A 13,547-nucleotide genomic window follows, 5' to 3' on the forward strand; every position below is an offset into this window, starting at 1 on the left:
AGCCTCCCTAAAAGATAAAGTTCATATTGAGGCTGAACAAATGGACCCGACTCGAACTGCCCATGGTCTCCAGCGTCGAAGCCCACAGCCCATACCCATAGGGGTTGATCTTAACGTGGTCATACTGTGCTTTGAGCGCAATATAAGGAGAAACATCCCAACGTAATCCGACTGAGTAAGATTCTTGATCGATACGAACCGAGTTGATGGCGGCTTCCGTCGCTCCCTGTAATTGTGCTGCTTGCGCTCCAGCTTGGCTCCAATCTTCATCTTGCTGAAATGGTGATGAACTTGGTTTAAAGCGACCGAAAATGGCGTAAGGCGTTAAAGAGTCAAATGTTCGCCCGACTAACGCGTAGCCTCCATAACCTTGCGGAATAGAGCCTTGTTGAGCGTCGATATTAAAAAGCTCGGTTTGAAAGGTCCACAACCCGTCAAAGTAAAGGGCAGCGGCTTGAAAGTAGTGAATCTGCTCATTTTCAACAACCAAAGCATCACGGGTGCGTAGTGCTTCCGCACTGATTGCTGGAAAAAACGCGGCAACGCCTGGGTTGTTGGCAAATTGGTCGACACTATTTTGTAGTAATTCGGTTTGACCCGTTTGGTTGACAGTCAAAGACCCCACACGAGCATAAGAGAGCTGCCACTTCCATTCATCTTTATCCACTTCAAAAGAGAGACTTACGACATTGTCTAAGTCAGTCGAATACTCTTCGTTGGACAAAGGCACCTCACCAACTTCTTGGTTTCGACCATACTCTAGCGATGCTTTCCAATTGAAGTAGGCGTTGTTGGAGTAGTACGTGGCGCCGATCCCATCAAGTGAGTTAAAAACAATACCGCCATATAGCTCTTGGGGAGGACGAACCCATAAATGCGCATAGTCGATATGACGACTATCTGCCGCCGCGTAGGCGCTGACACCAATCCGACCCGCACGAAAATCCCAACTAGCATTAGGCGAGTAACGAATGAAAGCGAGCTCTGTTAGCTCATCAAGGTCATAGGTGACACCTTGATCAAAGAGGAGCTGAGTCGTGAATGACCAGTCTCGGTTAAACGCCGCGTCAAATTGCATTCCAATGTTGGAATCGACTCGGAATGAACCGTCAGTATCGATATCAGTAGTACGTGTTATATCGCGGCGAAACGCCAATTCATCTTGGTTTTCATAGGCATAGCCTAAAGTACCAAAGCCTGAAAAAGACAAATCCACTGCATGTGCTAATGATGGCAAACTCAAAAAGCTTAATACTAAAGAACCATGAGCTGCAAACTTGTAAAACTTATTAGGCATAGACTGCTGTCCTTGTGTCTAGACGCTAGGCTACAATTTATAGTTTATATTTATGCTGAAAAGTATAACAATAACCAACGAAAGTGTGATAAAGCAATTACTAAAATAAAACATCACCGATAAAAAAAGCGACCTAAGGTCGCTTATTGCTCAAAAATTACGGTGGCGACTGCGTAATGTCGCTCATCCGATATCGATAAATGAATGTGCCGCACGCCTTTTGTCTTCGCCAGTTCCGCAGCTTTATCACTCAAGGTGAGAATAGGAGCACCATGCTGGTCATTGGTGACAGAAAAGTCATGAAACGTCACTCCCATGGCAATACCCGTACCCAAGGCTTTTGACGCCGCCTCTTTGGCTGCAAAGCGCTTAGCCAAAAAACGACCTTGCTGTTTGAGACTTTTGAATCGCTCAAACTCAGTGTCGGTCAAGATCCGTCTGGCAAATGGCTCACCTGAACGAGCGAGTGCTTTCTCAACTCGCTCGATCTCAGCAATATCAGTCCCTAAACCTACAATGGCCATGGCTTATTTACGGGCTAAAACCATTTGCGCTTTCATGTCAGCGACCGCTTTGTGCAAACCATCAAACGCCGCACGCCCAATAATTGAGTGACCGATGTTAAGTTCATAGATTTCAGGGATTGCCGCAATGGCTGCAACATTATGGTAAGTCAAACCGTGGCCAGCATTTACCGTGATGCCAAGATCTGCGGCATAGCTAGCACCCGCTGCAATCTTCTTCAATTCGTCTTGCTGATCTTCTTCCGTTTCCGCGTCTGCGTAGTGACCAGTATGCAACTCAATAAATGGAGCGCCACATGCTTTCGCCGCATCAATCTGTTCACGGTCTGCATCAATGAACAACGACACCTTAATACCTGCTTCAGATAGCTTTTGGGTTGCTGCTTTGACTTTTTCTAGCTGACCAACGACATCTAGGCCACCTTCCGTCGTTAACTCTTCACGCTTTTCCGGTACTAAGCATACGTATTCTGGTTGTGTGTTCAGCGCAATCTCAACCATTTCATCCGTGACCGCCATCTCCAAATTCATACGCGTCTGAATTGTTTCACGTAAAATGCGCACATCTCTATCATTAATATGACGACGGTCTTCACGTAGGTGGATGGTGATACCGTCTGCACCAGCGCGCTCCGCAACTTCAGCGGCATGCACTGGATCTGGGTATTTCGTCCCACGTGCATTACGTAATGTCGCGATATGGTCGATGTTAACACCTAGGTAGATTGAGCTCATTTTCCAATACTCCGTGCTCGGGGAATCATTGCTACAAACAACTCCCTGCTTTTTAAAGGTTTGCCGCCAAGATACGGCTTTAAGGCTATACGTGTAAAGCGTTTTGCCGCTTTAAGTTGTTCTTTTGTGGTAAATCTACGTTCGCTGATCGCGATCAGTTCATCGCCTTTAAACGTTAAATTGTCATACCGAACGGAAGCAATAAAACCTTTCTGCTCTCGGTATCGGTAAGTCATTGTGGGTTCAATCGGCTCCCCACTCCCCGCACAATGAAGGAAATCAACTCCATACCCCATTGCAGATAACAGCGCCAGTTCAAATCGGCGCAATGCAGGTTCAGGGTTATCACATTGCGCAAGCTCGGTTAAAACATGCAGATAGTCGTGAAACAGTGCAGGCATCGGCACTTCAGCCATAAGCACTCGACCAATCAGTTCATTGACGTACATGCCTGAATAGAGATTAATACCTGTGAGCGGGAGGCCTAGGCTAATTGGCTCGGCTTGACGCAATGTTTTCATGGAGCCATTTCCCGACCATTTCAACAACAAGGGCGTAAAAGGCTGCAGCGCGCCTTTTAAATTGGAACGCTTACTCCTTGCCCCCTTGGACATCAGGGTGACGCGGCCATACTCTTCGCTGAACACATCCAAAATGAGGCTCGATTCACTGTATGGTCGTCGATGTAATACAAAGCAACGCTGTAAGCCTTCTGCAGACATATCACCTTCTAAATACAAAAAAGGAGCCCAATGGCCCCTTTTACTCTATTTTCGCGGAGCGAAGCGCAAAGCCTCTTACTCGTTATAAATCGTCAATGTAGCCAAGAGAACGAAGCGCTCGTTCGTCATCCGCCCAGCCAGACTTCACTTTAACCCAAGTCTCAAGGTAAACCTTACGACCAAACAGCTCTTCCATATCTAGGCGAGCTTCACGACCAATCGTTTTGATCTTCTCACCGCCTTTACCAATCACCATCTTTTTCTGGCCGCTACGCTCAACCAAAATAAGAGCATTGATGTGGAAACCATCCGTTTCTGGGTTGTAATCAAAGCGTTCGATTTCAACGGTCACTGAGTAAGGCAGTTCCTCACCCGTGAAACGCATCAGTTTTTCACGAACAATTTCAGAAGCCATGAAACGCTGAGAACGGTCTGTTACATACTCTTCAGGGAAGTGGTGAGTCGCTTTTGGCAGATGCTCGCGTACATGCTTACGCAATACATCAATGTTTTTGCCATGTTTTGCCGAGATCGGCACCACATCGACAAATTCCATCTTCTTCGACATTTCCATCATGTGCAACATGACGTCATTGCGATCTTGTACGTTATCAACTTTGTTGACACACAATACGACTGGGAAGTTCGATTTCTGCAGCTTAGTCAGAACCATTTCATCATCAGCAGTCCAATGCGTACCATCCACAAGGAAGAACACAAGGTTCACATCACTCAGAGATGAGTTTGCCGCACGGTTCATCAAGCGGTTGATCGCTCGTTTCTCTTCAATGTGAAGACCAGGAGTATCAACGAAAATGGCTTGGTAATCCCCTTCCGTGTCAACACCCATGATACGGTGACGAGTCGTTTGAGGCTTACGTGATGTGATCGAAATCTTCTGACCTAAGATACGGTTAAGAAGCGTCGATTTACCTACGTTTGGGCGACCTACAATCGCCACGAAACCACAATGCTGATTTTCTGGTGAGGTAGCTTGCTCGCCACCTGAAGAGAAAAATGCATCGATATCAAATTCGTTGTTATCTGTTGAATCAGTCATTGGTCAATTGCTCTAGTGCCAATTCAGCAGCCGCTTGTTCTGCCTTGCGGCGGCTGGTGCCTTTACCAATTACAGGCTGTCCAATACCTGCTACTTCACACGAAACCGTAAACTCTTGGTTATGTGCTTCACCTTTAATATTAGTCACTGTATACGCTGGCAGTGGTTTTCTTCGACCTTGAAGGAACTCTTGAAGACGAGTCTTCGGATCTTTTTGCGAAACACCAGGCTTTATCGCATCAAGACGCGACTGATACCAGCTCAAGATAATGCCACGCACTACCTCAATATCACTGTCCAAATAGATGGCACCAATGATCGCTTCTACGGCATCCGCAAGAATTGAATCACGACGGAAACCGCCACTTTTTAGCTCACCTGGACCTAATTTTAAGTGATCTCCTAGTTCGAATTCACGACCTAGTTCAGCCAACGTATTGCCACGAACCAGTGTCGCACGCATACGGCTCATATCCCCTTCATTCACTTTCGGGAAACGGTGATAAAGATCATCAGCAATGACAAAACTTAAAATTGAATCGCCCAGAAACTCAAGACGCTCGTTGTGTTTTCCGTTGGCGCTTCGATGTGTTAGCGCCAAGTTGATTAGCTCAGCATCATTGAACTGATAACCAACCTTTTTCTCTAGTTTTGCAATAGGAGAATTCATGCTCTCTCATTAATTTGTGTTGCATTCTCAAAGTGTGGGAGTGTGAATCACACACTCCCGCGCTCATAAGAAATTAGTTAATACCACCGATGCGATTAAACCTAACACCGGTTGGAATCCAAGAAGGTAAAATGCTGTCTTCGCCACGCTCAAACTCGAAGCTGATCCAGATGGCGACAGCTTTACCGACTAGGTTTGCTTCTGGAACAAAGCCCCAGTAGCGACTGTCAGCACTGTTGTCACGGTTGTCGCCCATAACAAAATACTGACCTTCAGGAACAACCCACTCATTGACGCCATTGCGTGGTTGATAAGCTTCAACACGATCGCGGCGCAGCGGATTGACCAATATTTGATGCCCGACTTCCCCTAGCTTTTCATCAAGTTGAATCAAAGGGATGCCATTTTGGATAAATTGGCTCTCTTCGACATTGGAAAGTTTGACAGGTTTACAGCTCGACTCACCTGGCGACTGAATACAGATTTCTTTCTTGCTGTTGTAGCGAACTGTATCGCCCGGCAGACCAACGACACGTTTGATATAGTCGATACTTGGTTGCGGTGGGTATTTGAATACAACGGTATCACCACGTTCAGGCTTACCCGTCTCGACAAGTTGAGTACGCCATACAGGGTCTTTCAGACCATACGCGTATTTTTCGACTAAGATGAAATCGCCGACGAGTAGAGTTGGCATCATTGAGCCAGATGGAATCTGAAACGGTTCATAGATGAATGAGCGCAGAACAAGAACGGCTGCGATCACCGGAAAAATCGAGACGCTATTTTCAATCCACCACGGTTGAGTTTTTACTTTTTCAACAACAGCAGCATCTAAACCGTTGGTTTGAGCCTCGATTTCCGCCACTTTCTCTTGGCGTTTCTTTGCAAAAACCAGCTTCTCTAACACCCAAACAATGCCCGTAACCAAAGTCACAATTACAAGAATGAGTGAAAATGTATTCGCCATTGACTTCCCTTATCTCAAAAATACGAAAGTGAAAGAGCCGAGACCCTTTCACTTATTTTATTGTCATAACCTGTTATGACAGACCGGAACGAGAGTAGTTCAACTCTAGTCCTTGCCCACATGCAGGATCGCAAGGAAGGCTTCTTGAGGCAGTTCGACGTTACCGATCTGCTTCATACGCTTCTTACCTTCTTTCTGCTTCTTCAGAAGTTTCTTCTTACGGCTCACGTCACCACCGTAACACTTGGCGATTACGTTCTTGCGCAGCTGTTTCACTGTCGAACGAGCGATGATGTGGTTGCCGATGGCGGCCTGAATGGCAATGTCGAACATCTGACGAGGAATGAACTCTTTCATTTTCTCAACAAGCTGACGGCCACGAGTCTGCGACTGATCTTTGTGTGTGATCATCGCGAGTGCGTCAACCGTATCGCCGTTAAGCAAGACATCAACACGAACCATGTTAGACGCTTCAAAACGTTGGAAGTTGTAATCCAGTGAGGCGTAACCGCGAGACGTCGACTTCAAGCGGTCGAAGAAGTCCAGTACCACTTCTGCCATTGGGATGTCGTACGTCACAGCAACTTGGTTACCGTGGTAAACCATATCAACCTGAACGCCACGCTTCTCGACACAAAGAGTAATAACATTGCCCAAGTACTCAGATGGTACAAGAATGTTACAGCGAGCGATTGGCTCACGGATTTCTTCAATATCGTTCACAGCAGGAAGCTTAGCTGGGCTATCGACATACAGAATGTTGCCGTTAGTCTCTTCCACTTCGTACACAACCGTTGGCGCAGTGGTGATCAGGTCTAAGTCGTACTCACGCTCAAGACGCTCTTGAATGATCTCCATGTGCAGCATGCCAAGGAAACCACAACGGAAACCAAAGCCCAATGCCGCTGAGTTTTCTGGCTCGTAGAACAGTGACGCATCATTTAGGCTTAGTTTGCCTAGCGCATCACGGAAGTTTTCGTAGTCATCAGATGATACTGGGAACAAGCCTGCGTATACCTGAGGCTTCACTTTCTTAAAGCCTGGTAGTGGTGTTTCACTGCCATTCTTAGCCATTGTCAACGTATCGCCCACAGGCGCGCCCAAGATGTCTTTGATACCACAAACCACCCAGCCTACTTCGCCAGTGCGCAAGATGTCAGTATCAACTTGTTTCGGAGTGAAGATACCCAAACGGTCAACGCCCCAAACTTGACCAGTGCTCATCACTTTAATTTTGTCGTTTTTCTTGAGCTCGCCGTTTTTAATACGAACTAAGGAAACAACACCTAAGTAGTTATCAAACCAAGAGTCAATGATCAACGCTTGTAGCGGCGCTTCTGGATCACCTTCTGGAGCAGGGATAGCCGAAACGATGTTTTCTAGTACATCTTCAACACCAATACCCGTCTTAGCTGAACAACGCGTCGCTTCCATCGCATCAATACCAACGATTTCTTCGATCTCTTCTGCTACGCGCTCAGGGTCAGCCGCTGGTAGGTCAATCTTGTTTAGGATTGGCACCACCTCTAGATCCATTTCGATCGCGGTGTAACAGTTAGCAAGAGTTTGAGCCTCAACACCCTGACCAGCATCGACAACCAATAATGCACCTTCACATGCCGCTAGAGAGCGAGACACTTCGTATGCGAAGTCAACGTGTCCTGGGGTATCGATGAAGTTCAACTGATACGTTTCGCCATCTTTGGCAGTGTAGTTAAGCGTCACACTTTGCGACTTGATGGTGATACCACGTTCACGCTCTAGATCCATAGAATCGAGAACCTGAGCCGCCATTTCGCGGTCGCTAAGGCCACCACAAACTTGGATTAAACGGTCAGATAGGGTCGACTTACCATGGTCGATGTGGGCGATAATCGAAAAGTTACGAATGTGCTTCATGATTTGGGGTGACTAAACTCTTAAAAATTAGGGACAATAGATACCCAACCGCAGTTCACGCGAGGGGTACAGAAATGCCGTCATTTGACGGCATTTCGATCAAGTTGGCAGATTCTACCCAATTTCTGGGCGCTTCGCACTAGCTAATTGGCTCACCAAGTATTCTAAGCAAAGTCACTCTCTGCGAAGACTGGGACTCCAATTTCCGAGTACAGAGCTTAGCAAGGTAAATACCAACACCTGTAAATATAGCAGCACTCAAGATGACGAGACCTTCTCCCGCCCCTAGCATCGGCGCTAACCACCCGTTTGCGAGAAAAGCACCTAAAATGAGGGCGAACAGTGGCACTAGGTAAACAACAGCAGCCGATTGCAATAACTGCTTTTCCGGCAGACCGATCTCGACAACCTGCCCTTCTTTGACGGGCTTGTCAGTCAGCATATGCCACGATAAAGATTTGCTGCCGACCGCTTTGGAAACAATGCCGGTGCCGCAACTTTTTTGTGATGAACAACTGCTGCAGCTAGTTTGCTGCTCACATGCAAGCTCAACTTCAAACCCTTTTGCTGAAGGCGTAACATGGGAAACTGTTGCTAATGCGGTCATCATTGGGGCTTACCTTCCGGAGCTGAAACAACCACAGATTGTGCAATGCGCTTCGCGGTTGCAGGAGGAATATCCCCCACCACAGAAATTTCAAGGTTACCATTCACAAAGCTGTGTAAGGTTCTTCGGCCTTGGCGAACAAGCTGCCCTTTAAGAGACAAGTTGTCACTGTCAGCAATGTAAACCGAGAAGTTAAATAGCCCATCACTGTACATCTGGCTTTCAACCATACGCTCAGTGTTCACCATGCGATAACGATTGAGTTCTCTAGGCTCAAAACCACTTGGAATCCAGTTAACACGCCAAAACGACTCTTCTAGCTGTCCTTTTGGCAATGAAAGCACTTCCGGCAACTTAACGTCATTCAAACCACTTAGAATCGTACGCACCTGATCGTTTACGCTATAGGCAATGGTCCGGTACTGTTCCAATACTTCCCCGTCACGATCTAAAAGATCGGCTCGCAACGGTAGCTTGCTTTTTTCATCCACCCACAAGACATAGGAGTAACGAAGACCATCTTTAGGCACCACTCGTAACACCTGACATGCAGTGCCCGCTTCACGAGCTCTTCCAACCTGAATAAAGTCGTAAAACTCACTCAACTCTTTAATATTTGCATTTAACAAAGGTATGGTCGGTGCGACCATGCTGGAAGAGTCAATGGTAAAAGGCTCAACGCCTGGTTCGATATAGCTGACTTCGCCACCACGACGAATCACTTCTCGAACAGGACCACTGAGATAAACAAGGTGTGCAAGCTGTTCATCGTCTAGACGCGCATGACGATAAAGCAAAGGTTCGATGCTGTTTTTCTTGATTAGAATATAGGACAGCTCGTAATTGAGATGCTGACTTGCTTCGTTCATTTGATGCAACAAAGCCCCTGCAGGCGTTTGCTCTGCAAAGGCTGGGGTTGTATTCAAACTGAACAGTGTCAGCACACTGAACAGAAATTTTCTCATTCAACTACCGTTTCTGGGTGATTACTATCTACCGATTCACTCTCGCTGTTTAAACGCAATTGTAGTTCGTAATCTTGTAACATCGCATTAATTCGACGCCGTTGCTCCTGAACTGTCGCCTGGCTACTTTGGTTAGAATGCGCCACCGATTCACGGGTCAAACTCACAGGCTCAGCACTTCCAGCAAATGGGATAGTCTGCAACACTGGCAGTTGATCCGCCTCTGGTGTTGAGGCATCTCCCCCACCGTATTGCTGGACGCCTAAAATTACAGCCAATGATACACATGCAGCCATAGCGACTTGACCAAACTGGTTTAGCCATGCTGGCAACTGGCGTCTCGCTTGTTGAGGCGTTGGTTGCGATTCTTCCACTCGATGCTCGTCAAGATCCACGACCGAATCGGACGTAGAGAATAACGTATGAGCAGGTTCGTTTTCTAGCGCTAAAGCGACACTTTCAGCGATATTCCACTCCGGCTTTTCCGGTGCATCACCACGCATTACATCTCCGATGAGATGATAATTTTTCCAGGTCTGCAGGCAATCTTGGTCATGCTCTAGATCGGTAATCAGAGCCTTATCGACCAACTCTCCATCCATGAGTGCTGAAAGCTTCTCTTTGTCAGCCATTATTTTCACCATTACTATTACTGGTATTAGCGTTGCAGAAGAGGCTGAATTTTCTTTTCAACCGCTTCACGAGCACGGAAGATGCGCGAGCGCACCGTTCCGACAGGGCAATCCATCACCGCTGCAATTTCTTCATAACTCAAGCCATCAAGCTCGCGAAGTGTCATTGCAGTTTTTAAATCATCAGGAAGTGCTTCGATTGCACTGAAAACCACTCGTTTCAATTCTTTGGACAACGTTAAGTTCTCAGGGTTCGAAATTTCTTTTAAAGCACTTCCAGTTTCGTAATATTCAGCTTCTTCAGTATCTACATCTTGAGCAGGTGGTCTACGCCCCTGAGCCACGATGTAGTTTTTAGCAGTATTAACCGCGATTCGATACAACCAGGTGTAAAAGGCACTCTCACCTCGAAAACTAGGGATTGCTCGGTACGCCTTAATGAATGCTTCTTGCGCTACGTCTGGTACATCACCAGGATTATTGACGTAACGAGAAATAAGGTTACAAACCTTGTTTTGGTACTTAGTCACCAACAAGTTAAATGCTTGCTTATCCCCATTCTGAACTCGCTCAATTAACACTTGATCGGTCAGCTGCTCGTTCATTCGAGCGGGTACTCCTATTGTTCTTAGCTCCCACCTTTTTAGATATGAGCATTAATTATGCAAAATGTAGTATTGACACCACTGCTTACTTGAGCACTATTGTGACCTAGCGAATAAATATAAGTTCAATTAATCTTCAAACTATTTTTACACAATGGCGTATCAATAATCCTCATGAGTGGATTGTGAGGATGAGAGTGAAGAAAAGCAATGCCCTTTAACAACAATTGCCTTTATGCAAAGCCATCCGCACGGTGGTACTATAACGGATTGGCTCCCTCGACTTGGGGGCCGCATTGGCAATTCAATGACTAATTTAAGAGCGGGATCGCTCTTTCGCTTCTGTCCTGTTACGCCGTTTAACAGAGTTGGCAGTGGTAAAATTTAACTCGGGAAAATAAAAGTTTTATGAACGCAAACCGTGAACATCAATGTGATGTGTTAGTGGTGGGTAGTGGCGCAGCCGGTCTATCGTTGGCGTTACGTGTAGCAAAACATGGCAAAGTCATCGTGCTAAGCAAGGGGCCACGCAGTGAAGGGGCAACCTACTATGCGCAAGGGGGGATTGCCGCAGTCTTTGATGAATCCGACAGTATCGAGTCACATGTGCAAGACACACTCATCGCGGGTGGAGGTATCTGCGAGCAAGAATCCGTAGAGTTCATTGCTAAAAACGCAAAGAAATGTGTCCAGTGGCTCATTGATGGTGGTGTACCTTTCGATCGTGAAGATGATGACAGTGATGAAGAACCCCGTTATCACCTAACCCGCGAAGGGGGACACAGCCATCGTCGTATCCTTCATGCCGCAGATGCGACTGGCATGGCAATGCAAACGTCACTGCAAGACAACGTCCATAATCACCCGAATATCACGGTGCTCGAACGCCACAATGCCTTGGACTTAATCACCGAAGACAAAATTGGTGGCGATGACAAGAAAGTGGTTGGCGCCTACATTTGGAACCGAAACCAAGAGCAAGTTGAAACTGTTCGCGCGAAATTTGTTGTGCTTGCAACAGGTGGTGCATCCAAAGTGTATCAATACACATCAAACCCAGATGTCTCTTCAGGAGACGGTATTGCGATGGCCTGGCGAGCAGGATGCCGCGTCGCAAACTTGGAGTTCAACCAATTCCATCCCACCTGTCTGTACCATCCAGAGGCGCGCAATTTCTTACTAACAGAAGCCTTACGTGGTGAGGGCGCATACCTTCGGAGGCCAGACGGTTCTCGCTTTATGCCCGACTTCGATGAACGCGAAGAGCTGGCCCCTCGTGATGTCGTCGCACGTGCTATCGACTTCGAAATGAAACGACTGGGCGCGGACTGTATGTACTTAGATATCAGTCACAAGCCGGCGGAGTTTATCGAGAAACACTTCCCAACCATCAATATGAGATTGTTGGATTTGGGCATCGATATGACAAAAGAACCAATTCCCGTGGTTCCTGCTGCGCACTATACCTGTGGTGGTGTCATGGTGAACTTCCAAGGCGAGACCGATTTGGCGCAACTCTATGCGATTGGCGAGGTAAGCTACACCGGCTTGCATGGTGCGAACCGCATGGCCTCAAACTCTCTGCTTGAGTGTGTGGTCTACGCCTGGTCTGCTGCCAAAGATATCCTCAAGAAGTTAGACCAAGCCGATTTACCGCCAAGCCTACCTGCGTGGGATGAAAGCCAAGTGAGCTGCTCCGATGAAGAAGTTGTTATCCAACACAACTGGCATGAGCTGCGCCTATTTATGTGGGACTACATGGGAATAGTACGAACGGACAAACGCTTAGAACGAGCACTGCGTCGTATTCAATTGCTTCAGCAAGAGACTCACGAATATTACAGCAACTTTAAAGTGTCGAATAACCTATTAGAACTGAGGAACTTACTGCAAGTTGCTGAGCTTATGGTGCGTTGTGCGATGGAAAGAAAAGAGAGTCGCGGGCTCCACTACACGCTGGATTATCCAGAACAAGCAGAAAACAGTGGACCTACTATTTTAGTGCCTGAAAAACTTCAATAAACGCCAACGAAAAAGGAGCTTAGTGCTCCTTTTTTAATACCACCAGCAAGTGTCGATACGCCCCCTCATCCAAGCTATCTCGCCACAACAGCACACGCCGCCCATCCTGAAACCAAAACCAAACGCACCACTCGTCTAGGGTGAAAATGACTTTACGAATCGTCACTGATTCGCCCTGATATTGAATATGACCTGAAGAGTCTACGTACAGCTCTCCTTTCATCGGGGGAATCAGCAAGGTGCGCTTTCGGCAAATACTTATCAATAAAACAATGAAGATTGCTGCAAGAAAAAGAGGTATTTCGGAGAGGATAACAATGAGAGAGGCCAATACCGCAAGAGCAATATTGGCCTGAGATGAACGCTGGGATTCTGCTATATAAACTCTAGCGGACTTTGCTGAGGTTATGCGCGACAATCTTATCTACCATCGAAGCATGACCTAAATTCTCGCTGCGCCCGTGCCCCATAATCCAAGTAAATAAATCCGGGTCATCGCACTCTAGCAGAGAAACAAAGTCACGCTGCTCATTTTCACTCAACGACTCAAAACATTCTTCAAAAAAAGGCATAATTACCACATCGAGCTCTAGCATACCTCGACGACAGCCCCACTTAATGCGCGCTTTTTCTTCCGCGGTGTACATTCTATTTCCTCACCTTTTCGGTTGTTGTAGCCCGAGTTTATCAAGCAAACCCATAGACAACTACCAACTCAGTCACACTCCCGAATACGCCAGTGAAATATCCTACCTAAAGCTGTCTTTCTCTGCTCTAAAATGAATCCGAAACGAAATGGGCACACTCGGGTAAAGGTTGTTTCATCAGGGCATTAGGCT

Annotated in this window: 15 protein-coding genes; 1 reads left to right on the plus strand and 14 read right to left on the minus strand. The window is 46.8% G+C overall.

The window, feature by feature from the left end:
* Positions 1 to 7: 7 nt before the first annotated feature.
* The 12 genes from OH458_RS04220 to rpoE all read right to left on the minus strand — a co-directional run bounded on the left by OH458_RS04220 (position 8) and on the right by rpoE (position 10,686).
* Positions 8 to 1,297 carry a hypothetical protein gene (locus OH458_RS04220; RefSeq protein ID WP_269977367.1) on the minus strand — a complete coding sequence of 430 codons (1,290 nt, stop codon included), beginning with the start codon at positions 1,295 to 1,297 and terminating at the stop codon, positions 8 to 10.
* Between the two features lie 143 nt (positions 1,298 to 1,440).
* Positions 1,441 to 1,821, minus strand: a complete 381-nt coding sequence (gene acpS / locus OH458_RS04225) for a holo-ACP synthase (protein WP_269977368.1) — start codon at positions 1,819 to 1,821, stop codon at positions 1,441 to 1,443.
* Between the two features lie 3 nt (positions 1,822 to 1,824).
* A complete protein-coding gene (gene pdxJ, locus OH458_RS04230) occupies positions 1,825 to 2,556 on the minus strand; it encodes a pyridoxine 5'-phosphate synthase (protein ID WP_005472790.1) in 732 nt (243 codons plus the stop codon).
* Positions 2,553 to 3,278, minus strand: coding sequence for a DNA repair protein RecO (gene recO, locus OH458_RS04235; RefSeq protein WP_038140758.1), 726 nt, complete (start codon positions 3,276 to 3,278; stop codon positions 2,553 to 2,555). Before recO ends, pdxJ begins: the two co-directional genes overlap by 4 nt.
* An 82-nt stretch (positions 3,279 to 3,360) precedes the next feature.
* Positions 3,361 to 4,338: a GTPase Era gene (gene era, locus OH458_RS04240; RefSeq protein WP_269977369.1), complete on the minus strand. Its 978-nt coding sequence runs from the start codon at positions 4,336 to 4,338 to the stop codon at positions 3,361 to 3,363.
* Entirely contained in the window at positions 4,331 to 5,008 is a 678-nt protein-coding gene (gene rnc, locus OH458_RS04245; RefSeq protein ID WP_038140763.1) for a ribonuclease III, read from the minus strand. The genes era and rnc overlap by 8 nt, the downstream gene beginning before the upstream one ends.
* Before the next feature lie 73 nt (positions 5,009 to 5,081).
* The gene (gene lepB / locus OH458_RS04250; RefSeq protein WP_005472889.1) at positions 5,082 to 5,978 is read right to left on the minus strand and encodes a signal peptidase I; all 897 of its coding nucleotides are present in this window, start codon (positions 5,976 to 5,978) and stop codon (positions 5,082 to 5,084) included.
* 105 nt (positions 5,979 to 6,083) lie between these two features.
* Positions 6,084 to 7,877 carry a translation elongation factor 4 gene (gene lepA / locus OH458_RS04255; protein WP_269977370.1) on the minus strand — a complete coding sequence of 598 codons (1,794 nt, stop codon included), beginning with the start codon at positions 7,875 to 7,877 and terminating at the stop codon, positions 6,084 to 6,086.
* A gap of 139 nt (positions 7,878 to 8,016) precedes the next feature.
* Positions 8,017 to 8,487 (minus strand): SoxR reducing system RseC family protein, encoded by a 471-nt coding sequence (locus OH458_RS04260; protein ID WP_269977371.1) that lies wholly within the window; start codon positions 8,485 to 8,487, stop codon positions 8,017 to 8,019.
* Entirely contained in the window at positions 8,484 to 9,449 is a 966-nt protein-coding gene (gene rseB / locus OH458_RS04265) for a sigma-E factor regulatory protein RseB (protein WP_269977372.1), read from the minus strand. Before rseB ends, OH458_RS04260 begins: the two co-directional genes overlap by 4 nt.
* A complete protein-coding gene (locus OH458_RS04270) occupies positions 9,446 to 10,081 on the minus strand; it encodes an RseA family anti-sigma factor (RefSeq protein WP_039478667.1) in 636 nt (211 codons plus the stop codon). The genes rseB and OH458_RS04270 overlap by 4 nt, the downstream gene beginning before the upstream one ends.
* A gap of 26 nt (positions 10,082 to 10,107) precedes the next feature.
* Positions 10,108 to 10,686: an RNA polymerase sigma factor RpoE gene (gene rpoE / locus OH458_RS04275; protein ID WP_005472797.1), complete on the minus strand. Its 579-nt coding sequence runs from the start codon at positions 10,684 to 10,686 to the stop codon at positions 10,108 to 10,110.
* Positions 10,687 to 11,094: 408 nt separating this feature from the next.
* On the opposite strand from rpoE, the gene nadB reads away from it, so the two are divergent.
* Positions 11,095 to 12,708: an L-aspartate oxidase gene (gene nadB / locus OH458_RS04280; protein WP_038190977.1), complete on the plus strand. Its 1,614-nt coding sequence runs from the start codon at positions 11,095 to 11,097 to the stop codon at positions 12,706 to 12,708.
* A gap of 19 nt (positions 12,709 to 12,727) precedes the next feature.
* On the opposite strand, the gene OH458_RS22060 is transcribed toward nadB, so the two are convergent.
* Positions 12,728 to 13,126, minus strand: coding sequence for a protein YgfX (locus OH458_RS22060; RefSeq protein WP_333482660.1), 399 nt, complete (start codon positions 13,124 to 13,126; stop codon positions 12,728 to 12,730).
* Complete coding sequence (locus tag OH458_RS04290) at positions 13,095 to 13,355, minus strand: FAD assembly factor SdhE (protein ID WP_005472867.1); 261 nt, start codon at positions 13,353 to 13,355, stop codon at positions 13,095 to 13,097. The genes OH458_RS22060 and OH458_RS04290 overlap by 32 nt, the downstream gene beginning before the upstream one ends.
* Positions 13,356 to 13,547 lie beyond the last annotated feature (192 nt).

Origin of the sequence: Vibrio sp. MarTm2 (genome assembly GCF_027587055.1) — a bacterium.
GTDB classification, from domain to species: Bacteria; Pseudomonadota; Gammaproteobacteria; order Enterobacterales; family Vibrionaceae; genus Vibrio; species Vibrio sinaloensis_D.

What these genes read in the sequence shown, in the direction of transcription:
- OH458_RS04220 (WP_269977367.1), bottom strand. Translation starts at nt 1,297, where the DNA reads ATGCCTAATAAGTTTTACAAGTTTGCAGCTCATGGTTCTTTAGTATTA.
- acpS (WP_269977368.1), bottom strand. Translation starts at nt 1,821, where the DNA reads ATGGCCATTGTAGGTTTAGGGACTGATATTGCTGAGATCGAGCGAGTT.
- pdxJ (WP_005472790.1), bottom strand. Translation starts at nt 2,556, where the DNA reads ATGAGCTCAATCTACCTAGGTGTTAACATCGACCATATCGCGACATTA.
- recO (WP_038140758.1), bottom strand. Translation starts at nt 3,278, where the DNA reads ATGTCTGCAGAAGGCTTACAGCGTTGCTTTGTATTACATCGACGACCA.
- era (WP_269977369.1), bottom strand. Translation starts at nt 4,338, where the DNA reads ATGACTGATTCAACAGATAACAACGAATTTGATATCGATGCATTTTTC.
- rnc (WP_038140763.1), bottom strand. Translation starts at nt 5,008, where the DNA reads ATGAATTCTCCTATTGCAAAACTAGAGAAAAAGGTTGGTTATCAGTTC.
- lepB (WP_005472889.1), bottom strand. Translation starts at nt 5,978, where the DNA reads ATGGCGAATACATTTTCACTCATTCTTGTAATTGTGACTTTGGTTACG.
- lepA (WP_269977370.1), bottom strand. Translation starts at nt 7,877, where the DNA reads ATGAAGCACATTCGTAACTTTTCGATTATCGCCCACATCGACCATGGT.
- OH458_RS04260 (WP_269977371.1), bottom strand. Translation starts at nt 8,487, where the DNA reads ATGATGACCGCATTAGCAACAGTTTCCCATGTTACGCCTTCAGCAAAA.
- rseB (WP_269977372.1), bottom strand. Translation starts at nt 9,449, where the DNA reads ATGAGAAAATTTCTGTTCAGTGTGCTGACACTGTTCAGTTTGAATACA.
- OH458_RS04270 (WP_039478667.1), bottom strand. Translation starts at nt 10,081, where the DNA reads ATGGCTGACAAAGAGAAGCTTTCAGCACTCATGGATGGAGAGTTGGTC.
- rpoE (WP_005472797.1), bottom strand. Translation starts at nt 10,686, where the DNA reads ATGAACGAGCAGCTGACCGATCAAGTGTTAATTGAGCGAGTTCAGAAT.
- nadB (WP_038190977.1), top strand. Translation starts at nt 11,095, where the DNA reads ATGAACGCAAACCGTGAACATCAATGTGATGTGTTAGTGGTGGGTAGT.
- OH458_RS04290 (WP_005472867.1), bottom strand. Translation starts at nt 13,355, where the DNA reads ATGTACACCGCGGAAGAAAAAGCGCGCATTAAGTGGGGCTGTCGTCGA.